Origin of the sequence: Gracilimonas tropica DSM 19535, assembly GCF_000375425.1 — a bacterium.
Lineage (GTDB): Bacteria > Bacteroidota > Rhodothermia > Balneolales > Balneolaceae > Gracilimonas > Gracilimonas tropica.
This window is the reverse complement of sequence record NZ_AQXG01000013.1, coordinates 1-26598: the sequence shown is the minus strand read 5'-3', so window position 1 is coordinate 26598 and position 26598 is coordinate 1. Positions and strand designations below refer to the sequence as shown.

General features: G+C 47.3%; 30 protein-coding genes. 2 read left to right on the top strand and 28 right to left on the bottom strand.

Features of this window, described 5'->3' with window-relative positions; genetic code table 11:
• Window positions 1-89: 89 nt before the first annotated feature.
• The gene (locus tag B151_RS0115050) at window positions 90-911 is read left to right on the top strand and encodes a hypothetical protein (RefSeq protein ID WP_157471066.1); all 822 of its coding nucleotides are present in this window, start codon (window positions 90-92) and stop codon (window positions 909-911) included.
• Window positions 912-974: 63 nt separating this feature from the next.
• On the opposite strand, the gene B151_RS0115045 is transcribed toward B151_RS0115050, so the two are convergent.
• The 28 genes from B151_RS0115045 to B151_RS0114900 form a co-directional block, all read right to left on the bottom strand.
• Entirely contained in the window at window positions 975-1241 is a 267-nt protein-coding gene (locus B151_RS0115045; RefSeq protein ID WP_020404477.1) for a hypothetical protein, read from the bottom strand.
• A gap of 31 nt (window positions 1242-1272) precedes the next feature.
• Entirely contained in the window at window positions 1273-1560 is a 288-nt protein-coding gene (locus B151_RS18945) for a hypothetical protein (RefSeq protein ID WP_040517166.1), read from the bottom strand.
• Window positions 1517-2092, bottom strand: coding sequence for a hypothetical protein (locus B151_RS0115035; RefSeq protein ID WP_020404475.1), 576 nt, complete (start codon window positions 2090-2092; stop codon window positions 1517-1519). The genes B151_RS18945 and B151_RS0115035 overlap by 44 nt, the downstream gene beginning before the upstream one ends.
• A gap of 4 nt (window positions 2093-2096) precedes the next feature.
• The gene (locus B151_RS0115030; RefSeq protein ID WP_020404474.1) at window positions 2097-2330 is read right to left on the bottom strand and encodes a hypothetical protein; all 234 of its coding nucleotides are present in this window, start codon (window positions 2328-2330) and stop codon (window positions 2097-2099) included.
• 20 nt (window positions 2331-2350) lie between these two features.
• On the bottom strand, window positions 2351-2662 hold the full coding sequence (locus B151_RS20120; RefSeq protein WP_157471064.1) for a hypothetical protein: 312 nt from the start codon (window positions 2660-2662) through the stop codon (window positions 2351-2353).
• 66 nt (window positions 2663-2728) lie between these two features.
• A complete protein-coding gene (locus tag B151_RS20510) occupies window positions 2729-3190 on the bottom strand; it encodes a transglycosylase SLT domain-containing protein (protein ID WP_425402418.1) in 462 nt (153 codons plus the stop codon).
• 93 nt (window positions 3191-3283) lie between these two features.
• Window positions 3284-4633, bottom strand: coding sequence for a hypothetical protein (locus tag B151_RS0115010; RefSeq protein ID WP_157471062.1), 1350 nt, complete (start codon window positions 4631-4633; stop codon window positions 3284-3286).
• Window positions 4634-4713: 80 nt separating this feature from the next.
• The gene (locus B151_RS0115005; protein ID WP_020404469.1) at window positions 4714-5292 is read right to left on the bottom strand and encodes a hypothetical protein; all 579 of its coding nucleotides are present in this window, start codon (window positions 5290-5292) and stop codon (window positions 4714-4716) included.
• Window position 5293: 1 nt separating this feature from the next.
• Window positions 5294-5707 (bottom strand): hypothetical protein, encoded by a 414-nt coding sequence (locus B151_RS0115000; protein ID WP_020404468.1) that lies wholly within the window; start codon window positions 5705-5707, stop codon window positions 5294-5296.
• A 2-nt stretch (window positions 5708-5709) separates the two neighbouring features.
• Window positions 5710-6486 (bottom strand): O-fucosyltransferase family protein, encoded by a 777-nt coding sequence (locus B151_RS0114995; protein ID WP_020404467.1) that lies wholly within the window; start codon window positions 6484-6486, stop codon window positions 5710-5712.
• Window positions 6487-6567: 81 nt separating this feature from the next.
• Window positions 6568-7179 (bottom strand): hypothetical protein, encoded by a 612-nt coding sequence (locus B151_RS0114990; protein WP_020404466.1) that lies wholly within the window; start codon window positions 7177-7179, stop codon window positions 6568-6570.
• 93 nt (window positions 7180-7272) lie between these two features.
• Window positions 7273-7776, bottom strand: coding sequence for a hypothetical protein (locus B151_RS0114985; protein ID WP_020404465.1), 504 nt, complete (start codon window positions 7774-7776; stop codon window positions 7273-7275).
• Window positions 7777-7804: 28 nt separating this feature from the next.
• Window positions 7805-15034 carry a helicase-related protein gene (locus B151_RS0114980; RefSeq protein ID WP_020404464.1) on the bottom strand — a complete coding sequence of 2410 codons (7230 nt, stop codon included), beginning with the start codon at window positions 15032-15034 and terminating at the stop codon, window positions 7805-7807.
• 3 nt (window positions 15035-15037) lie between these two features.
• On the bottom strand, window positions 15038-16456 hold the full coding sequence (locus B151_RS0114975; protein WP_020404463.1) for a P-loop NTPase family protein: 1419 nt from the start codon (window positions 16454-16456) through the stop codon (window positions 15038-15040).
• 1 nt (window position 16457) lies between these two features.
• On the bottom strand, window positions 16458-16778 hold the full coding sequence (locus tag B151_RS0114970; protein ID WP_020404462.1) for a peptidoglycan-binding domain-containing protein: 321 nt from the start codon (window positions 16776-16778) through the stop codon (window positions 16458-16460).
• Entirely contained in the window at window positions 16778-17170 is a 393-nt protein-coding gene (locus B151_RS0114965) for a hypothetical protein (RefSeq protein ID WP_020404461.1), read from the bottom strand. The genes B151_RS0114970 and B151_RS0114965 overlap by 1 nt, the downstream gene beginning before the upstream one ends.
• Window positions 17167-17850: a hypothetical protein gene (locus B151_RS0114960; RefSeq protein WP_020404460.1), complete on the bottom strand. Its 684-nt coding sequence runs from the start codon at window positions 17848-17850 to the stop codon at window positions 17167-17169. The genes B151_RS0114965 and B151_RS0114960 overlap by 4 nt, the downstream gene beginning before the upstream one ends.
• Window position 17851: 1 nt before the next feature.
• Complete coding sequence (locus B151_RS0114955; protein WP_020404459.1) at window positions 17852-18121, bottom strand: hypothetical protein; 270 nt, start codon at window positions 18119-18121, stop codon at window positions 17852-17854.
• A 2-nt stretch (window positions 18122-18123) separates the two neighbouring features.
• Entirely contained in the window at window positions 18124-18447 is a 324-nt protein-coding gene (locus B151_RS0114950) for a hypothetical protein (protein ID WP_020404458.1), read from the bottom strand.
• Between the two features lie 12 nt (window positions 18448-18459).
• Window positions 18460-18882: a hypothetical protein gene (locus tag B151_RS0114945; protein WP_020404457.1), complete on the bottom strand. Its 423-nt coding sequence runs from the start codon at window positions 18880-18882 to the stop codon at window positions 18460-18462.
• Window positions 18883-18885: 3 nt separating this feature from the next.
• Window positions 18886-19899, bottom strand: a complete 1014-nt coding sequence (locus B151_RS0114940) for a transglutaminase-like domain-containing protein (RefSeq protein ID WP_020404456.1) — start codon at window positions 19897-19899, stop codon at window positions 18886-18888.
• Window positions 19899-20120, bottom strand: coding sequence for a hypothetical protein (locus B151_RS0114935; protein WP_020404455.1), 222 nt, complete (start codon window positions 20118-20120; stop codon window positions 19899-19901). Before B151_RS0114935 ends, B151_RS0114940 begins: the two co-directional genes overlap by 1 nt.
• On the bottom strand, window positions 20117-20545 hold the full coding sequence (locus B151_RS0114930; protein ID WP_040517164.1) for a hypothetical protein: 429 nt from the start codon (window positions 20543-20545) through the stop codon (window positions 20117-20119). Before B151_RS0114930 ends, B151_RS0114935 begins: the two co-directional genes overlap by 4 nt.
• Window positions 20542-21270, bottom strand: coding sequence for a hypothetical protein (locus B151_RS0114925; protein ID WP_020404453.1), 729 nt, complete (start codon window positions 21268-21270; stop codon window positions 20542-20544). The genes B151_RS0114930 and B151_RS0114925 overlap by 4 nt, the downstream gene beginning before the upstream one ends.
• A gap of 153 nt (window positions 21271-21423) precedes the next feature.
• Window positions 21424-21678, bottom strand: coding sequence for a hypothetical protein (locus tag B151_RS0114920; RefSeq protein WP_020404452.1), 255 nt, complete (start codon window positions 21676-21678; stop codon window positions 21424-21426).
• A gap of 386 nt (window positions 21679-22064) precedes the next feature.
• Window positions 22065-24380, bottom strand: coding sequence for a hypothetical protein (locus B151_RS0114910; RefSeq protein ID WP_020404450.1), 2316 nt, complete (start codon window positions 24378-24380; stop codon window positions 22065-22067).
• Window positions 24380-25144 carry a CHC2 zinc finger domain-containing protein gene (locus B151_RS0114905; protein WP_020404449.1) on the bottom strand — a complete coding sequence of 255 codons (765 nt, stop codon included), beginning with the start codon at window positions 25142-25144 and terminating at the stop codon, window positions 24380-24382. Before B151_RS0114905 ends, B151_RS0114910 begins: the two co-directional genes overlap by 1 nt.
• A gap of 12 nt (window positions 25145-25156) precedes the next feature.
• Window positions 25157-25369, bottom strand: coding sequence for a hypothetical protein (locus B151_RS0114900; RefSeq protein WP_020404448.1), 213 nt, complete (start codon window positions 25367-25369; stop codon window positions 25157-25159).
• Between the two features lie 586 nt (window positions 25370-25955).
• Here B151_RS0114900 and B151_RS0114885 point away from each other — a divergent pair.
• Window positions 25956-26339, top strand: a complete 384-nt coding sequence (locus B151_RS0114885) for a hypothetical protein (RefSeq protein ID WP_020404445.1) — start codon at window positions 25956-25958, stop codon at window positions 26337-26339.
• Window positions 26340-26598 lie beyond the last annotated feature (259 nt).

Genomic DNA, 26598 nt, shown 5'->3' with positions numbered 1-26598 from the left:
CTCAAACATATTAAAAAGACACTTTAGAACTCGATGATGGACAATTGAAAGGTCGGATCGTCAGTAGTAAATTAATAGAAGTAATAATTATGCGAATAATAATTTCAATTATAATAGCAGTTTTTTATTGCAGCAGCAGCCATTCTCAAACTATTCACAAAGATGATCTTCGAGACTTTTCGGCAGTTTTGGTTACAACCCCAGTGAACAAACCTTCTGATTGGCCAAGTGATCAAAAATTTGAAAAGAATAAACCTCTGGAATCACAATTCCATGAATTTTTTATTGGAAAAAATTCTCGAGAGCTTCAGAATAAGTTTCCTGGGTGGAATGGAACCTCTACATCTACATACTCAATTATTTCAATCCCGAAAAATCAAAGATTTAACTTTGTACTTAATATTCCCGAAGAAAAAATACAATTAGTACTATTTAGGAATAATCAATTTGAGGGGGGGACAAATTATTTAACCATATGGAAAGTCAAAGGAGATAGTCTTGAATTCAAATACCTTTCAGATCAACCGATCTATTCAGGGAATAGAATCAAGGGATTACGTTCTGATTACATGATTAACGGCTCTCGTGAAATTTACTTAGTAACTGAAATGTCGAATGGATACGACTTCATCGACGGGTTAGAGTTTACCTTTTATCAGCTACCTCAGAGTTATGAATTAACTGAAATATTAACAGAGTACTCACGATATACTCTACCGAGTATAAATTCAAAGGATGGTTATTATGAAATGTTTTCTTATGAATTTATACATCCTTATTACCTAATGACCCATTCCTCAAAAATGACTGGAACAAAAGTACAAGATGAGCAACTTGGTGAGTATTTTGAGTTTAAGTTGGACAGCACAAAATCAAATTTATTGAATCTTAGATCTAAGGCTCAAAGATAAAGCAATTTGTCGTAAGGCGGCGACTTGCGAGCAAAATAAATAGTTGCCTTTACAGACTCATCGTTAAGTATTTGGGTTTGCTTGTGCACTTCCTGCTAACAGAGCAATCACGCCATACACATATCCAATAGCTTCAACGATAGCGAGAATAATAAGTACCGTCTCATCTATTTCACCGGCATTAATTCGCCCAGTAGTAATCATACCGGATATACCTAAGCTGGTTAGCCCGCTTTTAGCAATGTCTTTTCCTTCCTGCGGGGTTTCTTTTCTGAATAAGGTGATAAGTGTTGGTACCGATTTGATGACGTTTCTAAGTAGTTTTTTCATGGGTAATAAGGCTAATTTAGGGTAATACCGCTTATTCACTCCCTCGTTCAAGAGACTGAATGCGTTGTTCGTGATTGGTTAGTTCCTGGTCGGTTTTACTTTGGTAGGACTCGATAGACTGCTTCAATGATTCCAGGTCCACACCCTGAATCTTTTGCTCGGCCCGGATATTGATCATTAGCTCATACCACCGTTTTATTTCAGCGGTCTGGTTATTGATCGAGTCGTAAATGCCAGTCAAAAAAAGGCAAATGATGGTCGTAATGATCAGCTCTTTATACTTGCTGAGGTAATGCTCGGGCTTTGGTGATTTGCTCATAGCGTTGCTCGTAGTCCTGAATGGCTTGTTGAAGCGTTATGGTTTGTTTGTTCTGTCGGCAGTAAAACCGTCCGGTTTTCGTCGACTGGTAGTAGTAATGGTCATCAATCCGGAGCCATCGCAGGGGCCGCTCGTTGATTTGTTTGCCACTCCACCCGTCCACATGCAGGCCAATAGCCGGAATCTTCATTAGGTTCAGTTTATGTGTGAACTGCCAGTCGAAATACAACCCTACCCCCTGAAAGGGCCAGGTGGTTGCAAGCAGCCAGTGCTGAAGCGGGCTTGCCTGTTTGGTAAGCCATTCGGTAAACAAAAGGCAGTCAATGGCCAGACCTTTACCGTGAGATTTCGGGTCTCCATCTCGCCAAGCGGAAGTGATCAGGGTTTTGGTTCCTGACCAACCTCTCCATGCTAAAAATGAGCGCAGAAAATCCATATCCATTCGGGTGATATCCCCCTGGATTTCAAAATCGGACAAGGAAAAATAGCCCCCATAGCTTTCTATAAGGGCAATGTAGTCGGCTCGTTTCATGGGGCTATTTCTTGAACTTTAGCCACAGAAAACCAGCACCAAGGGCAATGGCAGCGGCTTTGTACTTCATGGGCACGTCGCCGTTGATGTATTTTTTGGCGGTATCCACTAAGTCCGTTTTGGTGTTTTCGGCTTCGGCGTTTTTAACGTCCACTACGGGAGAAGAACCGATTCCGGCTCCGTTGCAACCGCAGCCGCATCCAAGGCCGGTATCAGAGGTATAGCTTGATTTACTCATGGTTGGTTTTCCTTGTTAGGTTAGCGTAAGATTTTAAAGAGGATTCCGGCTCCAACAATCCCAGCACCGGCCAGCGCGATCATTTTCTTGTTGATCGGTTTTTTCTGGGTTGCCACAGGCTCGCTTTTTGCATTGCTCGGTTTGGTAGCCTCTTTAGCTTTTTCACTCAAATCTTGAATAACTGGTTTTATTTTAGGCAATCTTGGACGAAAAGGAGTTCTGATTCTTGGAGGTACACCTGCAACAATGGAAGGGCTGTTTCGCCTTGTGTTTACAGATAAAGTTGGTTGGATGGCGGTATTTAATTCGGTGGGTAGATTCGGATCAAGCATTATGTTTCCCAAACCGGGAGAGCTTTTCTCGCTGTATATGTATCCGGAAGATGATTTCATGGTGGTTTATTGAGAGTTAAAGATTTGGTAGGAAATAAATCCTGTGATGATTAGTGGCAAAAGTACCATGCTGGCCGTGGACGCTTTGGAAATGCCCATAACCGATTCCACGATTTCTTGGCGGTGAAGCACATCGGAGGCGTAATTTTGCCCGGTGGTAACCAGGTTCGGATCGATGCCGGCACTAATGGTATTTCTGACTTTAGTGTATCCCGCGTTGTAAGCGGACACAGCTGGGGTGAGCTTACCGCCAAACTTGCCGATCAGGTCCGCCAGGAACTTGCTGCCATAGTGGATGTTGGCGCGGTGGTCGCTGTTGGCATGGGAGCTGGTAAAGCCCGAATGATACCTCCGGTCAATTTGCATGATGCCGATGCCATTGCCATTATCGCCCGTCCAGTTGCTATCGAGGGCTAAGCCCATATGGCTCTCCCTGGAGGCGATGGCCAACAGCAGGGAAACGGGCACGTTATGCACCCGAGAAGCCTCATAGAAATGCCCCAGAATGCCATTGACCCGAAGATAGCTGAGCTGGGAGGATATGGACAGCGCACTACTCACTTATACAATGGCCTTGCAGTTGAAAGTGACCTTAGCGGTTTCACCTGCTCCGATTGTAAACTGATCGACCGGTGCCAGCGCTTTTCGAGCTAAAAGGTGTGGGGAAATATTGCTTGAGTTGTTTTTATTGCCAAACAAGCCAATTTCACGAACGGTAATTGGTGTTGTGCCCCGGTTTTCAAAAATGCGTTCCACCGGGAAGTATACCTCGTTGGCCACATCATCGATCACCAGCTCTCCGATATGCGTGCCGTGATGCACTAGCTCTCCATCGCCATACCCGTGAGGAATGCCATTGATTTCAGCGCTGTCAGGGGTAAGCGACTGGTCGGTCATGGACACAAATTTGTTGGACTCGCCTACGCGAACGCCAAATTGCCAACCATGTAGATTTCGGTCGTAACTAAAATTCACACCCGTACCACCGCCTCCTAAACCGGCGGTAAAGTGAAACTCGTTTTCCCAGTTGTACTGGGCGCTGGGATTGGCAATCCGGTGCAGGATGTACATAAAGTTCTCGGTCCACCCGCCGTTAGTGCCACCAGCATCGGTGTCCTGGTTGAAGTTCTCAATCATGGAGATAATCTCGTAATCCAGCGACAAGGTGGAGGTGTCTCCAAGGCTAATCGGGGCCCCTAATACGTCGCGAGCCATTAGCATATAGGCGCTGCGGTAATCACCGGACATGATCCCAATTTCCTTAATGTCCCGAATAGCTCCAGACATGTTCGTGAACGGTCGCGAGAGCGTAAACTTGGAACTTTCCTGGTCGGTAATCAGCGAAGTAATGGACACAGCACCTTGGGTGCACCCCCGCTTGAAATACCCAGGAAGGCATAAATCTGAGGCTTTCACGGCCTGATTGCTCATGCCAATAATGGGATTCCAGTTAATTGGCAAGTGATAATCATTAGACGCCCACTGGATTCGGTATTTAGCCGCTATTGAAACTCCTGAATTTCCATCCCACACCCCGGTCAGGTGTGGAACAATTCCGCGAATGTAATACTTGTACCGGCTATGGCGGTCAAGTGGAAACGGTCCCTTGGTGTTGTCGTGATAGTACACCCCGTTTAATCCCTCCAGACCAATAACTCCCTGAATAGTAATCAGGTCGTGATCCACGGTGTTGTATTCGTGGTAATCGGAAAGCTCTATAATCAAATCATCACCGGAAACCACGATGCTAATGATATTGGCGATGAGCTTTCGGGTATTATAGCCATCCCAGTACTCGTCCTGATTGGTTTTACCCATTTGAATGCGCATCCATTTGAGCAGGTTTCCAACAAAGCTTTCACATTTCATGCGGTACAGGTGCCGCTGTTCCAGGGAGAGGTCGCAGTACATGTCAAGACCGCTTGCCGTTTTTCCGACGTTTAAATCCGTTGTGATGGTTTTCATGGGGGTTTGTTTATGCAAATATGGGTTTATGTAATGGTATAGGTGATTCTGGTGGACAGCGAGCTGTTAGTATCCGGACTCGCTGTGGCGACTTTATCCAAGGCAGACGGCTCGGTGTTTACATGTTCAATCAAGGCAGGTTGCCCCGAGGCAATGGGCTCGGTTCGGTAACCCGACAAAGAGGTGACTGGAAAGTTCGTGCAGTCAATATTGGTGGCTTTGACCAGCACCAGTTCCAACTCAATCTCAGTAGCCATTCGGCCCCGGTTTTTTATGTCCAGATCCGGAGGAACCACGACCATATAGATATCCGAGATTCCCGATTTACCGTGCTCTGTTCGCGAGCGAACGCGGAAATAATGCCGCTGATCGACCAAGGTTTGTGGAAGGAAGAGCTGGTGATAGCGCACCATTTCTTCCGGTTCGGCGTGAACTTCCGGTGTCTGAAACGGTACTGAATCGTCCCAGCCCCAGTCAATCTGGCTCGATGCCGGTTCTCCGGTGGCCCACGAGATCAAAATGGAGCCGTCCACAAGCATTCCACTCACGACTCGCATTTTAAAAGCCTCGTTAAGGCCAAATTCCTGACCGCTAATTTTGCTCATCTTAGCTCGTCCAAAAGATTTCGGTTACCAGGGCTTTGGATTCGGCTCCGGGATTCGTGGCTTCATCCCACAGACCCATAAAACCGCCTTTGTAGAGCTCGCCAAATCGGCGAAGATCAAAGTGCAGTGTTTCACCAGCTCGCAGTTTGAAAGTGTAGTACTTGTCCGAGATCCGCTGGCTATCCATGGCAATCATCAGCTCGCCTTCGCTGCTATTCTGGATAATCACCCCAAGCCGGTGCGGGTTTTCGTTGACCAGGCGAACGGGCTGCTCGCCCTGTTTCATTACCGGGGATATGGAGGAGGCAATCCGCGCCTGGCTGGACTGTGCGCCTTGCGTGTTTTGCAGGTTTTTTACCAGCGCTTCCACGTTGGCAGCCAGCTCGCAGAGTACTTTAATCAGATCGTTTAGCATGATTAATCCGCTGGGGTGAATCCGGTTCTCGGCTGCACGTAGCTCTCGCAGAGGAAACTTACCTCAGCGGGCTGGGCACCGTAGTTGGAAGCGTACACGTCAAAGGGCACGTTCGATCCCACCACAAAAGGCACGTTGATGTACTTGTCGTTGAACTCGTCGTTCACCTGTTCCAGGAACACTTCATCGCGAACCGTGGTGTTGTACACTTTCATCGAGGCGGTAATGGCTCCGGGCTGGTTGCTGCTCATGGCCATGCGCCGAACCTGCACGTCCACGCTTTTGCTTTTCACGCCCAGATCAATGTTGAGCCCACCAGCTGGAACCGTGCTATGGCCATACAGGAACCGGGGCACGGGAACCGAAGCTCCAACCTGCTGGTAGGCCGCGCTGAGTTTGGACAGGGCAAACTGGTCATAGCCCACAAGCTGAATGTTGACAGTTTGTTTGACAGCACCGGTATTGGTGAGTTCAAACACGATATGGTTGTTCTTCTGAATGATGAAGGGAGCAAATAGCCCGTCTATGGATCTGAACAGGTTGTGCACGACAGAAAGCTGGACATCTCGAAACAGGTAGAGGTCTTCATTCAGACGAGCCGAAATCAAAATGGTATTCATGTTGGCGCTGAACGGAAGAATCTTTCGGATGCCGTAGCGCTCTCCACCCATGCCGTTCATAGTCAGGTGAGCCGTTGCACCGGGCTGCACATCGACCGATTTGGCCGGATTGTAGGCCGAACTTTCTTTAGGAGGGATAAAATTGGATATAATCTTCATGGCTTGCTTAGTGGTAGAAAAGATTTGCGTTAAAAAAATCCCGCCGGAACCAGAGAACCGGAACCGGCGGGACGGGATGGGTTACTCAACTTCTGCCACTACCAGGGAAGCCCGGAGCCATAACTCTCCCTGACCGGATTGATTCCAGTTTTCGGAGGTAGGAAATACCGAAGCATCATCAAAATGGACGGCAAGAGATACCGTTTGATTGATGGCCAGGTCAAACGGGTCGGCCAGGCGGTACTCACTTGCCGACTTCATGGTTACCAGTCGTCGGTATTCGGCCAAGGCGTCAGCGGTGTTGTTGGTGGCTGAGGTAAACTGAATACCTGTACCGGAAAAATTGGAGAACTCGCTCATGGGGGCACGGAGGAATTCCTTGTTGTCGTTGTCCGCCTGAAGCAGGATGGCGGCGTCTTTGAGCCCGTTTACAATGGCACGCGCGTCGATGCCGTTTGCGGCGTCGTCTTCGATGAACTGCTTGGTGAGTTCAAAGGACAAGCCCAGAATTCGGCGCTTCATGGCTCCGGGAAATGGATTGCTCACATAGTTGTCCCGCGTGAGCTTACGGTCAGCATTTGCTGGGAAAAAATTAAGGACGGATTGGTTTTGTTGCACTTTTCGGGTGTCAAAATAGGTTTTGATACGGGCTGTGGCAGGAACTAGGGCTTTTTTGGAGATTTTGTTGCTCATAATGGTGTGTTAAAAGGTTTAGAAGTTGGCGGTTTGCCGTTTCGGTATTACCAGTACCCCTTTTGCAACACAGAGCTATGAGTGTGGGTCACGCTATACTTCGATGGTGTTATCAACATCCAACGAGTTTTCTACGTCTTCAACGTGATGGGTTTTTTCCTGGATTTCAGGCAGGCTGTCATACACGTAGCTGGATCCGTCCATCAGGCCTTGCTGGGGCGTCCAGTCGGGCATAATAAATTTGATGACTTCCATTACGCCTTGCACGCCCATACCCATGGCCAGTCCTCGAACGTGTTTGTTCTTAGACATCAGGGTCAGGAGTACACCGGCAGTGAGCGGAATGCCCGCTCTGGTTGCTTGTTGAATGGTAGCCGAAGCGTTGCCTGTCAGCATGGGGACGGCCAGGGCATTCATCTGGGCGGCCACCGCTTGTCCACCAAGAATGTATCCGGCGGTGATAGCCTGCTGCTTGAATTCAGAGACCGCCTTCTCGGTAGTGATTTTGCTTTCTTTTGTCATGGTACTGCGTCGTTTATTTGGGTTTTCGATGATTTGTAGCTCGGAAGGGTTCTTGGCGAACACGCGTTCTTTCATAGGTGCCTTCGTTGTTCTGGCGGGTGGTTCAATTAAGAATGCCCCTGCCGTCTATGTTGACGTTAGCGATGATGTACACATCACCGTATTTAAACACCGGTCGCTTGCCCGCATCGAAGTAGTGGAAATAGTGATTGTCTTTGCCTTTTTCGTCATCGGCGTAGATAATCTTATCGCTCACATACATGATGCGGTCAGCGTAACCGGCACTGATCAGTTTCTCACCCGCAGGCGGAAACAGCTCATAATCGTAGTCGTCTGCCGGGAAATGATGAAACTCCTCAAACATTTCAGCGGCTTTCGGGTTGTTGTAGGCTCCCTTGGAGAGCCTCATTAAACTGGTTGGAAACACATAAATAGTGGTGCCTTTGGCGTTTATGATCATGGCCAGATCATCGGATTCGGCCTGGATGCGCTGCATGTAGCCTTTGGCGTCGATGTACTCCAGCTCTTTGACGATGCCGGAATACACCAGCGGTTCTTCGTAGAGGGTTTTGAGTACGCCATGCCGTTTTGGCGATGTTGCTGGAATCGTATCTGCCTTGTTTTCGCGAAGCTGGGGCGAACCTTTGGGGGCATTGCCTTTCAGCGCCCCAACATCACGGACGGTAATAATCTTTCGGATCTTGTATTTCGGGGCGATGCGGTTGATTTCTTCGTAGAGCTCGTTGCGGTCATCGTAACTCACCGCCACCAGCTGGTTGACCACATCGTTGAGTTCGATCACGGTCTTCTGGTTGTTCTCCCGAGCGATTTTGGCCGCTTCCAGCTCGGTTTTGGTACCTGCCAGCACCTTTTGAAGTTCGGCCAGGGTTTTCTCGGTTTGCTTTAGCTCAGTGCTAAGCAGTTCCATGCGGCTCTCAGAGGTTCTGATCCACGCTTTTTCGAGTTCCAGGAATAGCCCAGCCAGTTTTCTGGTGATAATCGGCTGCCACTTTTTAATGGTAAACATCCCGGCGGTTTCTTTGATGGCCTTGAAGCTTTGCTCGTTTCCGGCCTCGTCTTTTCGGGCTTTTTCGGCTTCAATGTCGATGCCGTACTGGTTGTAAAAATCTTCCTCCGTGGCAATGATGTTGCCAAGGTTGCCGGAGATGGATTTTCCTTGCCCGGTCTTTTCTTCCAGCGTCCACCCAAAGGCGTTGCCAAGCTCTTTGGAGGCCATGCGCTTGATCGACCCCCACGTCTGCTTGTTGTAAAACGAGCGGTCAGCGATATTGCTGTCCGGGATCAGGTGAAACCACACGCGCCCATTGGCGTTGTTTTCGGGCACGTCCAGGACTGTTTTCATGCGGTAGCCGGAAATGCGTTTGGAGTCGGCGCTTAGTTGGATATCAAGCTGGTACGGCTCGCCGTTCCACCCGTACTGCACGTCAAACAGGTTCTCTTTGAGGGCTATATCAGCGCTTTCGGGAAGCTTCGAGTTTTGCAAAGCCGATTCCCGCTCTACCACACTTTTCATGCGATCCTGTCTCGTCTGGATATCGGTGGTCGCCTGCGTTTGGCTGGCCTGTAGTCGTTGTACTTCAGATTCCAGGTTGTCAATCCGGTCATCGAGTACGTTCTTTTGAGCTAAAGCTTCGAAAAATTGTTTTACTCGCGGATCGGAGTTGGTCGCGGCGACCATCTGCTCGTATTCCAGTGACTCTGAGTCGCCACCGGTAGAGACTTCACGCCCGGTGCCAAAGAACAGGTCATCAATCCAGCTTTGCTTTTTGGAGACCAGTTCGAGGCGGTACTGATCAAAGGAGTCCTGCATCAGGTAGTAATGAATCTGTACTTCGGGGTACTGGTTCCCCTGACGAAGTCCGCGCCCATTGCGCTGCTGGATTTGCGAAGGCGTGTAGGGCACGTCCATATGGTGCATGTCGGTGGTCCACTTCTGAAGGTTCATGCCTTCGGCAATGGACTGGTTGCCAATGACCACCCGGTACTTGCCCTGGTTAAAATCATCCTGCACTTCTTTCTTAAGCGCTTCCTTGTCGTCTTTGTTGCTCACAAAATAGTCTTTGCCGTCTTTGCCGGTGCCAATGATTGCCCCGTTGATGATCGCAATCTGTTCTTTGGGGATTCCAGCTTTGACCAACTCGGATTTGATGAGCTGATGGAAGCTCCCTCCCTGAGATTGATGAAGGCTGATCCAGTCGCAGAAAATAATCTGGTTGCGAATGGCAGGGTTATTCGGGTTGGAACGGCTGGCTTTAATCTGCTCCCATTCTTTGTTGAGCTTTTGGGCGCGCTGGGTAGCTTCTTTTTCGCTGCCAAAGATGCCTTCGCTCCATGTGTGTTCTGATTTTTTGGGCTCCAGTATATGCCGGGGCTGATAAATTTCTTTCTTCTCATCCCATACCACCCAATAGCCGCTTTTTTCTTTTACCACGCCCTTGCTGGTAATGACTTCAATATGGGATGGGTTCTGGCGCAGGTGCGGAGGAGTGACAGCTATCTGTCCTCGTCCAGGCCGGTGAAAGTAGTCGCCGTACACATCTTCCGGCACCAATTCGGGAGCCGGATTGGAACGGGCACCATAAGAAGCGGCCACGTTTTCAACCATCGCTCCAAGCTTGAGGTAGGAGCGATCAATACCTTCAAAATCCTTGTCGTACACCCGCAGGTCGGTCGCAATCTTGCTGCCATCACCAGTAATTACGAGGAAGTTGTCGCGGGTCTCACACTGCCGGTCTTTCATGCAGGCAATGACCTCGTTGGCTCGGAGGATAATGTCATCAAAAAGCAGCTTATGCAGCTCGCTGGGTTCAATAATCACGTTGCGAGTGCTGGCCTTGGGGCGCTTGAATTTGGGCTGGAGCACCTTGGGCTTTCCGTCTTTACCATTGACCGTGTTTCCGGATTCGTCCTGAATGTAGTCGGGAAACTCTTTGTAGAATCCGATGAGCTGATCGTAGCTCTTGATGTCCATCACCTCGTCAATGATCTTGCGCATTTCAGGCAGGTTGTAGTACCCGGCCACCACGCGCTCGGAGCGGTATTCCCCGTTGGTCTTTTTAACGATCTTTTCTTCTTCCCGGACAAACAGGTTAATGAAGTTGTCGAGGTTTTCGATTTCGTACTTGGCGAGCAGATCCGGGGCGCACAGGTTAAGCATGTGCCACACTTCGACCGGGGAATTCACCACGGGAGTGGCGGTAAGCACAAACACGTTTTTATGGCCCACTTTGCTGAACAGCCACCGCGTTTTTTGCAGGGCGTCTTCAGCGCGCTGGGAAGGTTTATTCGCCGAGATTCCCAATTTGGCCGCTTTAGCCGATCCCAAAGCGTTTTTATAGAAATGCGCCTCGTCAAAAAACAGGCAATCCACGCCCAGCTCGTCAAAGAAAATATCGGTTTCAAGGCGTTTGGCGTGGGCCACATTGCGAAGCTTGGTTTCCCACTGCTCCATCTGCTTTTCCATGCGTTTCATCATGGAGGTTTTAGCCGCTTTCGAGATAGCCTCGTCTTCCTCAAGCAGATCCTCGAAATTTTCCAGCATCTGGTTGAAGTAGTCGATGCGCTCGGTGTAAACTCGGGCCTGCTCAGCTGGGGATAGAGGAAGCGATTTAAACGCGTGGTCGGCGATAAAGATGGCGTCCCAGTTGTAAATCTGGGCCATTGTAAGTTCTTTGTGTTTGTCGCCGGAGGCCATTTTCATATTGAGGACGTTGGCGTCGGGAAATAGCATCAGGTATTCCTCTACCCATTTTTCCTGCACTTTGCCGGGCACGACAAACATGGGCTTTCGAGCGGCTCCCTGCTGGAGGAGTACTTGAGACGTGATAATAGAGGCCAGTGTTTTTCCCGCTCCCACATCGTGGCAGTTGGCACCCTTGCCGTTCCAGACCAACTTTTCGGCAATAGCGCGATTGTGCTTGTACACGGTGAAGTCTTTCACCCCGTAGAAGGTATCGCTCATGCCGCGAACACGAAGGGTGCGCCCGTCAAAAGGTGGATTGATTACGGCGTTATAGGTCTGGTTGTAGGCGGTTTCGATCAGGCTCCGAATTTCAGATGAAGCTTTGGTGCGCACCCAGTTGTTGAACTTTTTGGGCACGTGCGTGAGCATCCGGTTGTTGTTCTGGCGCTGTATTTTTCGCGCCCGTTCAATAAGCATCTGGCCGCGTTCGCCTTTCATCGACTGGGCTTCTTTGAGCGTCATCGAGGGCATCAGGGTATCGTCCTCATCATAGAACTTAAGCGGAAACGTGCTGTCCTGAATGTAGGAATTGATGATTTTGGTGAATGGCGTCTCGCCCCAGCCGAGGTTAATGTCGTCTTGCGTTTCATCACCGGGGGAAATATACCGGCCCCATTTTCGCAGCTTCATGTAGAACCGGTTGCCCAAGTCTGCTTTGTCTTTGACCAGACCGGTTTCCACCTTATCATAGTTCATTTCACCAGCAATCCACTCTTCAATGGCTTTGGCAGGCAGGTAGGTAAACACGTGCTGCGGGTCCACGGTAATGTTGTACACGTCGATCCATTCAGGCACGACCGCTTGCAAGGCTTCGATGTTCTTTTCCAGCTCGTGCTCCTGGGCCAGTTGCAGTTTTTCTCGCACGTTGCCGGAAAGGTACTGGTAGCGAAACTCGTGGTTTGAAGTGGCCGGATTCCAGTAAAAATCGGGGTGATCTTCCAATGCTTGTTCCAGGTCTTCTTTGCTGGATGTTCCCCCTTTGTACACCGACTGGTAGAAGTCAAGATCTAAGGTCTCGCCAATACTGCGCCCGAACATGGCCAGCTCAGCCAGATCGTCCGAATCCTTTACCGCTGGTACGTAGTTGCGGTTGAACATGGAATCGGCGTCGATAATGTCGGCGTAAACCAGTTCCCCGTTAAGCGGGTCTCGTTTCACCAGGGTCGTGAGCTTGTAAAGCCGGTTGTCAAACTTGAACATCTTGCGAATGTCTTCGTCTTCATCGGGAACCCCGTACTGCTCGATGTGACCCGATAAAAGCTGCTTGAATTCTGCTCGCAGGGCATCTTTTTCGCCCGTTTCCTGCGCCAGTGCCGTGATATAATCGTCGTATTTATCCAGCAGCAGGCAAGCGGAGGCAATTCGGGCCTCCAGTCCGGTGCCGCCTTTGAGGGTAAGTCGCTTGAAAAACCGTCGCTGCTTTTCGTAAAAATGGTTCTCGTGGAAGACGATATTCCCCGGATGGTAGGGTCGTGTCAGCTCGAGCATAATGCCATCATCGGGAATGTTATAGAGCGGCATTTCGCCCGGAAGCGCGTAAGGAAAGCTTAGACCGTCAGAAAGCACTTGTTGAATAAGGTTTTCGGAAAGCTCGCCTTTAACGCCCATACGGGAATAAAACTGTACATGATGCCCCTGAATATGTTCGCCTAACACATGCTCGGGATGCTCTTTGAAGAAGGGATTGTAAAAAGCGGTATAGGTTTCACCATTATAGGATACCTGACTTTCAATCAGATCTTCCTGTGCAAAAAGTCGGTTGAGCTTGGAGTCCACATCCGGATGGATTGCTCCTTGGTGCTCCCCATACTTTTGGAAAAAGAGAATATCGGTCGTTACGGTGGTATCGGCGTTGTCTTTAAACGCCGTGGAAGGCAACCGGTAGGCCCCGACAAAGCGGGCACGTTGTATCATAGCCTGCCGAATGGACGGGTCTTTTTTGTCCATTGTGCCGGTTGAGGTGATCACGGCCAGAAACCCACCGGGCTTCAGAGCATCCAGTGATTTAAGTATAAAGTAGTCGTGAATGCGGGGGCTAAGCGGAGCCAGCGGGTCGCGGGTGGTATGAATTTTCAGGTCGCCAAAAGGCACATTTCCAACCACACCGGTAAGGTTGTACAGGGAAAGATCGGTGTCCGCAAAATTCTCGTGTCTCACGGTCTGCATCGGGTACAAAAGACGTGCTATGCGTGAGCTGATGGCCGATCGTTCGATCATAACCATGCGGAATTTCTCGCGGTCGGGAAGGAATCCTGCAAAGTTGCCCACGCCAGCTCCCGGCTCTAAAATATTGCCTCCCGTAACGCCCATCTGTTGAAGCTTGTCCCAAATGAGTTTGACCACGGTGTACGAGGTGTAGTGCTCATTTAGCAGGCCACGTTTGGACTGCTCGGTGGATTCGGTATAGCCTAAACCACCGGCCCCGGTGTACGAACGTAGCACCTCGATATCGGATTTGGTAATCGCCCGGTCTTCTTTTTGAAGTACAGCGATAGCCGCTTCGTTGGCCTTGCGACGCTCGGAAGCGGTTAGCTTGATGGGCGCATAATCGGAGAGCTCGGTATCGCTAAACCTAAAAGTTGATTGGGTTGATTTCTTTTTGGGTTGCTTTGATGGCTGCAATTCTTTGGAAGAGGCTCGATTAAATACCCCGTCAAAATCGACGCCGATGATGCGACCGTGTGCCCGAAATAGTTCCAGGGCTTCCTGCATATGCTCCGCCGGAAACTTGTCCAGCTGAAACGCCAGTGCCAGTTTGCCTATGGTCTGCTCAAAATCCGCCTGAAGTTGCTGAAGTTCTCCACTTGGATTGGATCGAAGAGTAAGCTGGGTTTCAAGGGCTTCCAGGTCGGCCAAATACGGCTCCAATTTCTTCGCTGATTCGGCGTCGCCCTGGTCGGCTTTCCATGCGAGTTGGGTCAATTCTTCCAGTAAGGCTCCGTTAAGCTGGCCCACTTTATAGGGCTGGTGCGAGGCCGCCGAAATCATGGACATGCGTTTGGTTTTTACCTGGATTTCGACCGGGTACTGCTCGTCCACTACGAGGATAAAATGATGGGCGCGGTAGCCATTGGCCGGATGTTTATATTTGTCTTCGTGTTCCCAGACTTCACCTAATTCGCCCGAAAGTATGCGCTTCACAATCTGATCCACCTGCTCCTGCATTTCAGCAATCGCCATACAACCCGCCACATCGGTCAGGCCTGTGGTGTATTTTTCTCCAGACTTGGTGGCTATTTTTTCCGTAAATGGAAACCGCTTGCGAATGAGTTTACCCAAAGTGGAATACACTTCTTTAATGCGCCCCTTGACGACAATAGCTAAATTCATCCCGATAAGTCCGTTCATAACTTTTTTCAGGGCTGGGATGTAGTTGTTTTTCGCCTCAATCACTGCCTTGATCTGCGGGGCCAGTTCGGCCTCAGAAACCGGGGCAGTATCGCCCGGAGTAAGCGGATTGGGATCGTCAATATTGACAATCCCGTCGGCGTCCCAGTCGCCCAGCCAGTGATCAAAGTCGCCGGTGGACAGGTGCGTAATCTGGTCGATATTTGTTTTAACTGCTGGCATGGCTTAGCTAAGTACTTTTTCTAAAAAGGCGTCGAGTTTGGCCTGGCTTTTTCGGGCCGCTTCCAGATCCACTTCAGCCTTTGGAGTGGCCTGCTTCTTAGGCTTAGGTGCCGGTTTGGATTTCTTTGCCGCCGATTTTTTCTTAGCCGTTTTCTTCTTGGGCGGAGTAGGCTTTCGCTTGGGTTTTTTCTTCGTCTTGGCCTTTCCTGCGGGAGGACAATCAGTAGAGCTTCCCTGAAGCTTTTCTTGCCTGCGGTATTCGCGAGCGCCCAGTACTTTTTTGGCGTGATCCTGGGCCAGAATCTGCACTTCCAGGTTGCCATGCTTTTTCACCAGCTGAGCCCACGATGCGGCAAACCCGCCTTTGGCCCCCTCGGTGCAAATCTGTGTTTTCAGCTCTCCGTCAATAAGTAGCTCCACGATATAGCGTTTGTTGTAGTAGTCGGACACATAGCGAATGCTGAGCGTGGCCCGTTCGGATTCCCCGGAGTGCTGTTTGGCGTAGCACGGCATCTTGGAGCCGAGCAGAGAGTTCACCCGTTTCCACGAGCGAAGCTTGTGGAGTTTGTCGATTTGCTTGAGTGAGATGGTAAAAGGGAGCTCGACAGGATTATTTCGGGGCTCAGCATGCTTTGGATTCATTAAATAGGTTCCTCGCTTTGATATCCAATGTGTAGCCTGTTCGAGGGTTAAGCCAATTTCATCCTGGAAAAATTGATGAAGCTCATCATCGGTAGCCGACTCGTTTTTGGAAAGCTGATCTTCCACATGCTTATGCTGCGCCTTCGTTAGTGCAGGTAGGGATGACTCGGGTTTATTATCTGCGGCCGCTCCAAAAGGAACACTAATAGCATTTAACATCTGATACCGGTTTTTTTCGGTTTCGGCGAGTCCCTCTTTAGTGACTCTGATTTCAATGTCACACTCGTGGGCAATGCTGGTATTGCCTTTGTACTTTCCGTCTTTGGTCGCATGGGCCACCATAATGAACCCAATACCTTGCTCCCGGCACCATTGGGCCAGTTCCACCGTGGATGCATCTTTAGCATCGATTACAGAAATTGAATCCAGTACGCAAAAGGCGGACCTGTTTTTCAGCAGGGTTTCCTTCAGCGAGGTGAGCGATTTCCATTTGGTGAAGTTTAGGCTATCGTGGGTGGCGTTAAGACGCTTCACACGATCTATCAGCGTTTTCCCAAAATGCTCTTCGGCGGGGATGTATTCCACTCGTCCGTGTTGGGCTAGAGCATTAGCCAAGCCTAAACTAAAGGTGGATTTGCCAGCTCCTTTCTCACCCCAAATAAAGATCACCGCATTTTTCTCAGGTTCCCCTAAGAGTGTTCCATAGGGTCTGGCAATCTTAATGCCCTTGATGTTTATTTTTGCAAGCTCTTTGGCGCTCACGGTCTGTTGGTTGTCCATGTCAGCGACTCCTCATTTTTTTTACGAATACAAATAAAGCTCCGATGGCAATACCTGTTGCAATAGTCTTTATCAGTATGGTTTTAGTAGGTGCGTTTGCTCCTTTGGGTGTATTGGATATGCCGAGTTGGGACAATAACTGTGCATCTGCTACTCCGGTAACCGGAAGCGAAAATCGTCGCTGGGCTTGTTTTACAGCCGATTCTGTTTCAGGCCCAAACTTTCCGTCAATACCATATATAGGTAACGAGATTCCCATTTTTTGCAGCCCTACTTGTAATCGTATGACCGACTGGCCTGAATCTCCTTTTTTGATCGTCATTATTTTGTTGATGAGTTAAAAGTTCGATGTACAAGCACACCTATTATGATACCGATGAGAAGCGAAGAGCCATACTTTACCAGTGTTGATTTAGCTGAGCCAGATAATGGTTCAGCAGAAGCAAGTTTCTCTGACAGGGCTACCAAATCTACATGCTCGAAGTAGGCGTCAATGACTCCGGCGTTCTGCTCATATACCCCGTTGATGCCCGCTTTACTGGTAGTCAGGTTGGCCAGGTTGAGTCCTATGGTGGCGAGCTGGCCACGGCGTCCGCTGGTGGCGTCCTGAAGCTTACCTGCAAATAATTTTAAAGCATTCTGCGAGGTGCGCTTCAGGTAGTCGTCCATTCCATGTAGGCCGGAGCTGGTATCTAATACAAATTCAGACCTCATTGCTTAACTCCTTTAGGGGCAATCGCTTTAATACCAGCCCGAAGTCCCGGAAGCATAGGCGCTACATAAATCAGACTTGCCCCAATGCCTCCTAAAATGAGTATACGCTTGAGTAGTTTATTTACTTCGTTAATGGTAGAACCAGGATTGATATCTGGAATTTTGTACCATGACTCTGTGGGAGGAGAATACACCCCGGACTGCTGGCCGGTTTGTTGGTCCAGGTCAAGGGAAACAGGAGCAGACTTTTCGATCAAATCTGAGTCAGATAGCCGGTCCAAATCAATATTGTCGGGGTACACTTCAAAAATTACTTTGTGGCCGGAGGTAGGAACAAATGAGCGGTCAAAGATAATGCGACCTTTTGCGCGACAATTATCCATCATCGACGTTCGGAACCGCTGAAAGCCTAACACCGATCCGGTTTGCTCAGAGCGTACTATCACAAGGGCGTCAGGGCATTGCCCCCAGCTCGCCATAAACGGTACAAATAGTACTTTGGCCCAATTGCGGAAGGTTTCAATTTCAAGGTCAAGCGAAAACGGAACCCCGCTGGGCGGGTTCCCCGAGGCGGGGTTACGCCCGATAATGCGAAGTTCTACAGCCTCGGAGCTAATAATATTGCTGGACAGGCTGAGCTGCCCGAGCCCGGTGTCAATATATCCTGATTGCGCGTTCATCTTACCTCCGTAGCAAGCGGTAACCTACATACAGGCCACCTGCGAATAGTAAGTTGTTCTGGTTATCCCGAATCCACTGCAAAAGGGATATCGGCTGCTCCTGAAGTCGCTGGCACAGTTTTTTGGCTGTTGGCACTTCACCTTCACCCACTTCAATGACCTGCATATCAGGCTGTTCGTAGGAAGTGTCTTCTACCTCTGGCAATACCATTGGGACATGGCCACCTGGAACGCCACCATCCAGAAATGTTGAAATTCGTCCGGCTTGCATACTTACTTCTTCAGCACTTTGAGTAGTATAATGCCACCGCCTATGGCGATGCCTGCTATGCCTGCATACTTAATTAGGTCATTCGAACCATTGGAGATCGGTGCACCTTGGCTTGGATATAAAACGGTCGGTTGTCCGCCACCGGACCTGTTGCCGCCTTTATTGACGACCCCGTCTATGGTCACAAAGGTATTGGTCGCCGTCTTAAGTAGGTCACTGATAGAGGTTAAGGCCGAACCAAATTTGGTTTGAGTGGGCTGGGTAACAGTTGCCGCTTTCTGGTTGAGAAGATCAAAACTGGTATATCCGCTGGGTTGGTTGGTCATAAAAAAGCCTGCTTAGTTAGAAGATTTCTTTTTTCGTTTCAGCATTAAAACCGCCAAAGCAATAGCTCCGGTAAGAGCAACACCGCCCACGGCAATGCCTGACTTCATGGTTGAATTGGCCGTTTGTTGATGCTGGGCAGTCGTCGTGATATTGGTCTGGAGCGCCTGCATCATTTCCTCGCGCTGACCTTCCCACTGGGCTTTCTTTTGTAAGGAAGCTTCGTGCGCTTTGCATAGCGCCTGACTCTTTTCGCGCTGGCGACGGCAGCTTTTCAGCTTGCCGAACATTTTGCCTTTACAGCTTTGATTGGTGTACCGGCACGGGTCGGTTTCTTCCCAGTTTCCGAGTCCGGGACTAATGGCCACGGCAATAACCGCGTCATCTTCACCAATTACAGTATCCTCTAAGGGAATGATAAATCCACTTTTACTCATGGTCTATTTGTTTAGAAGCATATACCCGCCACCAATCAGAACCAGGGTTCCAATGGCAATGCCGGCATACAGCCCCATTTTTTTGGTTTTATTTGCTGCTTGTTGTTGAGTAACCCAAACCGGGGAAAGTTGCCCGTAACGGTTTAGTCGCTGAACCGCTGGGGCACCAAGTTCATCTATAATCTGCGCGTAGCGTTGGAGGGTGGCATTGTCTTTTTGGGAAAGACTGATCACCTCAGACTGTACGCCCCGCTGCATGAGGTAGTCTCGCAGTGCTCCGCGCAATTGACGCTCATCCTTATCTTTGGCTCCAAATATGTTGGACAAGGTATTTTTGAGTGTCATCCCGGTACTGGCCATTGTGGTAGCCGTGGTAAGTAGCGTAATGGGATCAAACCCCAAACCTTCTGGCATCTGGTTGGTGACGTGCCTGGATTTTTTAATGAGCCGTTCGTCAAACACGTAACCGGGGTATTTCAGTACCGTTGTGTCGAATGACTTCCAGCCGGTAGGTGATTGGTACACCGCGTAAATATGTTCAAAGTGGCGTCCGGTTCGCGATACAATGCGAAAGCCTGTTTGAATACCTAAGCTTTGCAGGAGCGCTGCCCCTAAAATGGCATGATCGTCACAGTCTCCGGCCCGTTGGGTTATGGTGACAAAGGGCGATTGAATACGCTCGACATCCCACGGGTCCCGCACGTAATTCACGTTGCGTACCATCCATTTGTATATGGCAGTGGCAATAGCGTCAATGTTTCGCAGGTCGGGTTGGCCGGTAAGTCGGTGCCGCCGGATCGTGCTTGTAATTTTGAGGGCCAGTGAGCGAATGCGTTCGTCGCCGGTATATTTGGTAACCAGCCTGCTGGCCGCCGAAAGCACGCCTTCCACACCAGGATACGCCTGGCGTCGGGTAGAAAGAGGTACTGTGGATGCTCCCAAAGAAGCATCCACAGCCCGTGCTCTGGTGTATTGCTGCTGGGTATCTGGTAATATATTGACGTAGGAGCTCTGCATTACCCGAGCACTCCTTTGGTAAGTTCTGTTATGGTATGAACCGGGTTATCTAATACTCGTCTTCGACGAAGGGCAGCCCATTCTGAGGTAGATTCACCACAAGTGATTAAAACACCTATAAATGCACCATTGCGGGTAACTGCTGTGATACCTTCAGTTCCGGCAATAGAAAAAAGGCTATTACGGACTTGAGAAATAGTTTTTGTCTCTACCTTGCTCATAGGTTCACTTTGTTTCGGATGAGATAAATTTTTTGGAGTTCGGCGATTACATTGACTAACAACATTCGCTCCTCGGGTCTGATGGATCGGAGGGTTCCTGTCCAAATCAATAAAAGATGGGTAGCAGCACCGGCAGAGAGTTTGGCGTAGCTTGAAAATTGCCTTGATCCATCCACAAGGGGATATATGCTTTCTGCAATTCGTTTTGGGCCAATATCTCTCTCCAGTGCTTGTCTACCCAACTCAATAGCGATTTTTATCCAGTCTGAAACGGTTAACGATCTTTTTTCCAGTTTTTCAATGATCTGAATTTGATTTTGAATCGTGTGGACATAGCTAATGTATCGGGAGGTAGAGGGCGCATCCACATTCATAAAGTCTAAAGCAGACCGTATTAGATTCATGTATGGTTGGTGAGTAGTCATTGCTCAGATTTTGCGGTTTCCAGATTCTCTGTTTGTTCGTTTTTTGCAGCCGGATCATCGGTGGTTGATGAGTGATCATTGTGGAGATCAGTCTCGGCAGAACCGAACTCGGTAGCTCCTGAGGCATATTCCCCTCCGACATCAGAAGTAAAAGGGGTTGAGCCAGGCGTCATTGGAATAGGTCCCATTCCATGGCGTTGTCCGGAAATGATGCTGATAATACCCCCAATAGCGTCAACAAGGTCAGGGGATTTCTTTAATAAATGCTCGGTAATCTGGTTACCAGGAGATTGTTGGGAGGCTTTATATTCCAAATCTTTTCTGAACTGCTCGCGATCTAACTGATCGATAGATTTCTCCAGTTCACTTACTTTTGAACTATGAGCTTCTTTAAGTCCATCCATTTTATCCCGGAATTCTTCTTTTAGCCGGGCAATTTCATTTTGATGGGCTAAAAGTAGTTCTGTTTTATCCTGGGAAAGGTCTTTTCGGGCTTGAAAAAGCTCATCGGTGATTTGCTGGTTTTTCCGATTTGCATCATTCAACTGACCTTCAAGTTGAAGACAGCGCTCATGGTAATAATTACCAGCTATTGAATAATTTGGATTCGAGTGTAAAGAGCTGGAATAAAACTCAGCCGGAGGCCGACCAGGAGTCGCTTTAATAGCTCCCCCAACTTTTTCATCGGGAAGGGCCTCACGTACATGTTCTGAATGATCTGCCATCTGTGTTCTGTTTGGTTCGAACACAGAATAGGCAGGAAACCAATGGCTTTAAATAGCCCCTGGAGGAATAGAAGAGGATGTGAGCAAGAAATAATTTTCAGTAAGCACAAAAAATTGGAAAAAATTTATTGAGCAAAATGGAATGGTGCTTTCTTACTCAATTTGTTTTTTCATGCTGAATATTACCTGCTCGACGTGTTCTTTGGCCACTACAAAGTGAGCCGGTTTGTTGGTTCGGTGATTAATAGCCATGGGACGCGGGAATAACAGAGGGCGCACGCAATCGTAAAAGAGGCTGCTTTTCATGCCGGTTTTTTCTTCAACGTAAACCTGGGCTTCTTTGATGGTCATTACTTCACGGTCAATAACTTCTTGCCTGGATGGATTGGTTTGCATGGGATTTTTCATGGGTGATGGTTTTGTACTGATTTTCCGGTAAAACTCATTTTATTCCAAAAAAATGTTTCAAATACCTAAAAAATGTGCCTGCATATGATCAGAGGGCGATTGTTATGAAACATTTGCTGAAACAGTCCTGTTTCACGCCGATTTGTAGTTAATTTTTGGGTAAATAATTTCAATGGTTTAGATAAAATGCTCGTGAAACACAGATGAAACATTCCAGTTTCAGAAAAAAGAGGGAATGTTTCATGGTGTTTCATAAATGTTTCAGCAAAAGTTTCATAAAAAAGTGTAGTTAAAGTATCATAGAGTGTGTTTTTAGTATCTTGAAACATTGAAACATATATTTTCTTCTTTTTCGGGCTTTTCTATTCTATGGATAAAAAAATAGCTCACGCCGAAGCTATTTCTTCTCGGGCCGGCTGGGTGTTTCCTGTCCAGGGCTGGCTTCCGGCTGGTTTAAAACGGTCCCAGTTAAAAGCATTGCGAAACAGTTCTTTCTGTACTGCATTTGGGATGTAATACCCTCTTTGCCGGATTGTATCGGTCTTCAGGTTAGAATATTGGTCAACAATGGTCCAGTTGACTACCTTAAGTTCGCCCTCCGGAGTCAGATCGCTTAAATCTCGCAGCTTCTCGTCCACAATATCCCGGCGAACCATACCATCGGTGCCTCTTTTTTCATACTCATAGATGTCCCAGATCGCCTTGGCCCAAATTTTGAGCGTGCCGTCCTTGGTCCAGTTGAAGTGATGAATGGTAACCTTTAAAGATTGAATCAGCGTGCCAATCGTTTCAATGAATTCAGTAAGTGGATCCTGGGAGGAGTAGCGGATGGCGGTTTTAACGACTTCATCACGGGCAAAAAGGAAAAGCTCCTGCCCGGTAACCGAGAGGAGCCGTTCATCATTACGTTCCTTTGTGAAGTTTCGGTAGTGATCGTCATAAATGGCTTTGTCTTTGATCACTTCCAGTTCACATATTACACCGGAAATCATGCCTCTATAGTCAGGATTGAGCCAATAGGAAACCGTAACAAGCGAAGCAAACTGGTTAATTTGCCGGTCTTGAAGCACAACATCTTTCATTTTATCGCCCAGCTCGTTTTTTACCGCTTCTTTGAGCTTGAGCCTGATGCGTTCCATATCCCGAATGAAGTCTTTTCGGTTGAGAAGATGGTAGTTTTTTAGAAAAGAAAGCATCAGCCGCTGAAGAGTAACCCGGTCATTAAGCAGTTCCTTTACGTGATCTTCAGGCCCACGCGTCTTTTTGCTGTAATGAATGATCAGCGAGCGGCTAAGCAGATGATCGGTGGCTGGGAGAAAGTTACTGCAAAAAAGAGGCATGGTGCGCACCACTTTATGCTCCTTGCCCCATTTGTTGCCTTTTTTGATGTTGGTAGGCCGTGGCTTGAGTTCAAACCAGGAGTTCCAGATCTGGTCTTCAATCTTGGCTTTTTTACCAGGGACTTGGGGAACGTGCTCGTCAATCCATTGGGGAATATGGGATTTTTGCTCCAGCGCCTCATCGACCGAACGAGCCGGTGGGGTATTCAAACTATCCAGGTGATTGATTCCAAAAAAATCCTGAATAAGCTTGGCCATTTCACCTTTACCCACGTTTCCCTCACCATACAGGTAGAGGAAGATGATGTGTTTATGAAGGGCATATATCTCATCGAAAAAGACAAAAGAAAACACGTAAGCTACAATGATCTTTCCCCAGTTCCTGAATTCAGTGTCGCCACCGACCATACCACAAAAATGGTATTCTATTTCCAACAGTTTCTCGAAAAATTCTTGGTCGTCGTACAAGCTCTCCTCAGCACTTTGGAAGAATCCCTCTGAGTTGGCAAACCCGAGCTCGTAATGGGGGAGATAAATGGCGTCTTCAGGAGGCTTTAAAAACTTATTTTCACCCACGGGAAAAGCCCCGTCTCGTTGAGCAATAAGTTTAATACGTTCAGAAGTTTTTTTGGGAAAGCTTACCAGCACATTTCCAGCCAACAGATACCGGGTTTTTTCAAAAGATATTATGCCAAAGTGGTCAAATTCCCGAACAATACGGGGTTTAAATTCTATGTTCACATGCAGCCAAAAGCTTCGCATGTCTTCGTTTTTCATGTTTTTCACCTGAAGCACATCTTTATTCCATACGCTTTTGGAAAATTCTTCGACACTGTGCGTTTGGCTGGGCTCAAAATTAAAGGGTTTGTACATGGGTATACCTCCCTGGAGGTAACGAAGCTGTCCCACATAGGTACGTTCCCATTCTTTCTTCTCAGGATTCCATTTTTCGATAATGGATTCAAGAATAAGGTCGAAGTCAGTGACCGGGATTTTTTCTCCGCCACGCTTGCGTACCCATTGGTAGTTATCGAAATCTCGCTCATACTCTTTGGCCGCATTTTCCTGGAATTTTTGTGCCAACCACCGTTCGTAGTCAACTGCCAGGGCCATTTCAACATACTGTCGTTCGCAGTCTTCTTTTATGGCAATAAATTCAACCATATTGAATTCATTGCTCTCTGAATCTCTGCAGATTTCCGTGTCGAGGTTTAGGGTGAGAAAAGAATCGGGATTGTTTTCACTGAAAATGTTCGGGACTTTCTCAATAATGGTGGTTGTATCTGCTAACTGGGCAAACTCTTTAAATTCATTCCGCAGATACCAACGCCAAAACTCAGCGTTGAACAAGGGGTTTGTCATTATCTATTTTTTTCTTTGAAATTATCTGTTGCATAGGTGATGTATACAGATCTGGCTATGTTATCAGGTATCCCTGCAATAAGCTGTATCACATCTTTCTTTGTTATAATTTGGGTATTCTGAGCAGAGCAAAAGTCCACCCAGTCCATTTCCTGGAATTCAGCGGAATTATTTGGAATAGCGAAAACCTCCAGACCGGCGTTTAGTGCGGCCTCAAAGGATGGTTTGAGTATGTTCCAGGAAGTGTCTTGAGCCACAAAAATGATTTTTTGAGCTCGTTTCTTAACCAATTTTGCAGCATCAAGGCTTAGGCTACCATTTATAAAAAAAATTGGGGTGAAAGGTGCATTACCTTGCTTAAATGCTACATAAATTTGGTTGGTCTTTAGAATTTCTGATTTTAGGACAGAATATCCTGGAAGAATTTCGTCTTCTTTCTGAACGGTTTTTTGGTACTTTTTTCTATTGGTTGTTGAAATTTGAATGTGATATTGTTGTGCTAGTAAATAGATCGTTTCAGTAAAACTTAATCCATCAAAGAGTGAAACAAACCTAATGGCATCGCCTTTTGCTGAGCAACCAAAGCATTTGAAAAAACCTTTTGTGCTGTGTACAAAAAATGATGCCGTTTTGTCCTCATGAAAGGGGCAACAAGCCGAGAAGGAATGACCAGATCTTTTTAAAGAGATTCTTGCAGAAACGAGATGCACAATATCATCTCTGGATGCCTCTCTTATATGAAGTACTGCCTCATTGAATGTCAATGTAGTATTGATCTACTGTAAGATCACTCGGTTAAGTTGTTGATGAGTTTTCGAGAGTATCTTTAAGACCTGTCTTAAATCGCTATTTTCTTCACGATGATAAAATTCTGAAAAACTTTTTAATTCTTTGCTGGATACAATCAAAGCCGCAAGCCCTAATATGTTTAGCCTATTAATTCCATTTAATTCAGACTGAGAGAGCTTTCTTATTTTTTCTTTGGCCATCTTTCCAGTTCTGAAATATGAATAAAGTATCTTTTCCCAATTTTTTTAGCGTTTTTGATCGTACCCTTTCCTACATAATTGCATACAGTTTTATGATTTAAAGTTGATCTATCTGAAAATTCTTTGGTATCAATCCATTCTCCAGTAGGAACCTCGTCAATAAGTAGGGACCTGACGTGATCAAGTTGGGTTTCAATGCCACTTATTACTTTAAATAATTGGTCCTGTTTAGTTTGCGTCATTTTTTTCGAATAATTCCTCCCAAATGTTAGGGTAATTTTTACTGGTTTCTTTTATAGTTTTGTGAATCACACTTCTGATCCACGGTGTTTTTTCCTTTTCCTGAGCTACTCTGATTAGTGCTTGGTGAGAGATCCCTATCGTGCCATCAGGTTTTACTAAACTATTAGCGAACTCTTTGATCCCTATTCTCCTCACTAACAGAGCTACCTTTAATTTGTAGTGTGTATCTGTTATTTGATTCGACATGGCTATATTTAGTTATTTACTTACTTATGTAAGTAAATTATTTTTAATTAATTATCTATAAGTTAACCCTCGGCATTAATACAAGTCAAGTCTACAAATGAAAATCCCAATCGCTGAAAGAAATATTTTAATTAGCAATAGTTACGATTCTGCAACAGATTTTTTAAAGAAATGTGGTATTAACAACTATTCGTTAATTACTGATTTAAAAAATGAGTGCATCAAAAAGTCAAGATCAGAGGTACTCGCTCGAATTGTAATTGGTACCGGATGTAATGGAACTTGGCTACTAACTGGAGAGGGGGAGCCATTTGAGAAGGGAGTTAAGGATTTATCAAAAAGAGAGAGGGCAGAGTTGGCACTTAAAGAAATCTTGGATTATCAATTTGATGAATCTGAAGAAGGAATGAAGGAAGCATCCGACATACAAATCAAGTTAGCTGAGACTCTAACTGATTTTCTAAAAAATAGAGGGAATTAATTTTGAATTGAGCTGAGAATAATCCCTATATTTACTTCCCTAAGTAAGCGACTAAAAAGGAATGCAAGTCATCATCTACACAATCAGAAAAAATAACGCCAGCAGTCAAAAACTGCGTAATCTTGGTGTACAAAATCTCTTTGGTGTACGTCTTGGTGTACATGAGCTTTCATGCTCAAAGCAATTCTTGGGTAAATCGTCGTTTAATTAACTAAAGGGCCCGTAGCTCAGTTGGTTAGAGCAGTCGACTCATAATCGA

What these genes read in the sequence shown, in the direction of transcription:
- B151_RS0114965 (WP_020404461.1), bottom strand. Translation starts at nt 17,170, where the DNA reads ATGAGGTCTGAATTTGTATTAGATACCAGCTCCGGCCTACATGGAATG.
- B151_RS0114885 (WP_020404445.1), top strand. Translation starts at nt 25,956, where the DNA reads ATGAAAATCCCAATCGCTGAAAGAAATATTTTAATTAGCAATAGTTAC.
- B151_RS0114910 (WP_020404450.1), bottom strand. Translation starts at nt 24,380, where the DNA reads ATGACAAACCCCTTGTTCAACGCTGAGTTTTGGCGTTGGTATCTGCGG.
- B151_RS18945 (WP_040517166.1), bottom strand. Translation starts at nt 1,560, where the DNA reads ATGAGCAAATCACCAAAGCCCGAGCATTACCTCAGCAAGTATAAAGAG.
- B151_RS0114900 (WP_020404448.1), bottom strand. Translation starts at nt 25,369, where the DNA reads ATGGCCAAAGAAAAAATAAGAAAGCTCTCTCAGTCTGAATTAAATGGA.
- B151_RS0114930 (WP_040517164.1), bottom strand. Translation starts at nt 20,545, where the DNA reads ATGACTACTCACCAACCATACATGAATCTAATACGGTCTGCTTTAGAC.
- B151_RS0114970 (WP_020404462.1), bottom strand. Translation starts at nt 16,778, where the DNA reads ATGACGATCAAAAAAGGAGATTCAGGCCAGTCGGTCATACGATTACAA.
- B151_RS0114945 (WP_020404457.1), bottom strand. Translation starts at nt 18,882, where the DNA reads ATGAGTAAAAGTGGATTTATCATTCCCTTAGAGGATACTGTAATTGGT.
- B151_RS0115035 (WP_020404475.1), bottom strand. Translation starts at nt 2,092, where the DNA reads ATGAAACGAGCCGACTACATTGCCCTTATAGAAAGCTATGGGGGCTAT.
- B151_RS0115000 (WP_020404468.1), bottom strand. Translation starts at nt 5,707, where the DNA reads ATGCTAAACGATCTGATTAAAGTACTCTGCGAGCTGGCTGCCAACGTG.
- B151_RS0114995 (WP_020404467.1), bottom strand. Translation starts at nt 6,486, where the DNA reads ATGAAGATTATATCCAATTTTATCCCTCCTAAAGAAAGTTCGGCCTAC.
- B151_RS0115005 (WP_020404469.1), bottom strand. Translation starts at nt 5,292, where the DNA reads ATGAGCAAAATTAGCGGTCAGGAATTTGGCCTTAACGAGGCTTTTAAA.
- B151_RS0114940 (WP_020404456.1), bottom strand. Translation starts at nt 19,899, where the DNA reads ATGCAGAGCTCCTACGTCAATATATTACCAGATACCCAGCAGCAATAC.
- B151_RS0114920 (WP_020404452.1), bottom strand. Translation starts at nt 21,678, where the DNA reads ATGAAAAATCCCATGCAAACCAATCCATCCAGGCAAGAAGTTATTGAC.
- B151_RS0115045 (WP_020404477.1), bottom strand. Translation starts at nt 1,241, where the DNA reads ATGAAAAAACTACTTAGAAACGTCATCAAATCGGTACCAACACTTATC.
- B151_RS0114975 (WP_020404463.1), bottom strand. Translation starts at nt 16,456, where the DNA reads ATGGACAACCAACAGACCGTGAGCGCCAAAGAGCTTGCAAAAATAAAC.
- B151_RS0115030 (WP_020404474.1), bottom strand. Translation starts at nt 2,330, where the DNA reads ATGAGTAAATCAAGCTATACCTCTGATACCGGCCTTGGATGCGGCTGC.
- B151_RS0114985 (WP_020404465.1), bottom strand. Translation starts at nt 7,776, where the DNA reads ATGAAAGAACGCGTGTTCGCCAAGAACCCTTCCGAGCTACAAATCATC.
- B151_RS0115010 (WP_157471062.1), bottom strand. Translation starts at nt 4,633, where the DNA reads ATGTACTGCGACCTCTCCCTGGAACAGCGGCACCTGTACCGCATGAAA.
- B151_RS0114950 (WP_020404458.1), bottom strand. Translation starts at nt 18,447, where the DNA reads ATGACCAACCAACCCAGCGGATATACCAGTTTTGATCTTCTCAACCAG.
- B151_RS0114980 (WP_020404464.1), bottom strand. Translation starts at nt 15,034, where the DNA reads ATGCCAGCAGTTAAAACAAATATCGACCAGATTACGCACCTGTCCACC.
- B151_RS0114990 (WP_020404466.1), bottom strand. Translation starts at nt 7,179, where the DNA reads ATGAGCAACAAAATCTCCAAAAAAGCCCTAGTTCCTGCCACAGCCCGT.
- B151_RS0114955 (WP_020404459.1), bottom strand. Translation starts at nt 18,121, where the DNA reads ATGCAAGCCGGACGAATTTCAACATTTCTGGATGGTGGCGTTCCAGGT.
- B151_RS0114925 (WP_020404453.1), bottom strand. Translation starts at nt 21,270, where the DNA reads ATGGCAGATCATTCAGAACATGTACGTGAGGCCCTTCCCGATGAAAAA.
- B151_RS20120 (WP_157471064.1), bottom strand. Translation starts at nt 2,662, where the DNA reads ATGCTTGATCCGAATCTACCCACCGAATTAAATACCGCCATCCAACCA.
- B151_RS0114960 (WP_020404460.1), bottom strand. Translation starts at nt 17,850, where the DNA reads ATGAACGCGCAATCAGGATATATTGACACCGGGCTCGGGCAGCTCAGC.
- B151_RS0115050 (WP_157471066.1), top strand. Translation starts at nt 90, where the DNA reads ATGCGAATAATAATTTCAATTATAATAGCAGTTTTTTATTGCAGCAGC.
- B151_RS0114935 (WP_020404455.1), bottom strand. Translation starts at nt 20,120, where the DNA reads ATGAGCAAGGTAGAGACAAAAACTATTTCTCAAGTCCGTAATAGCCTT.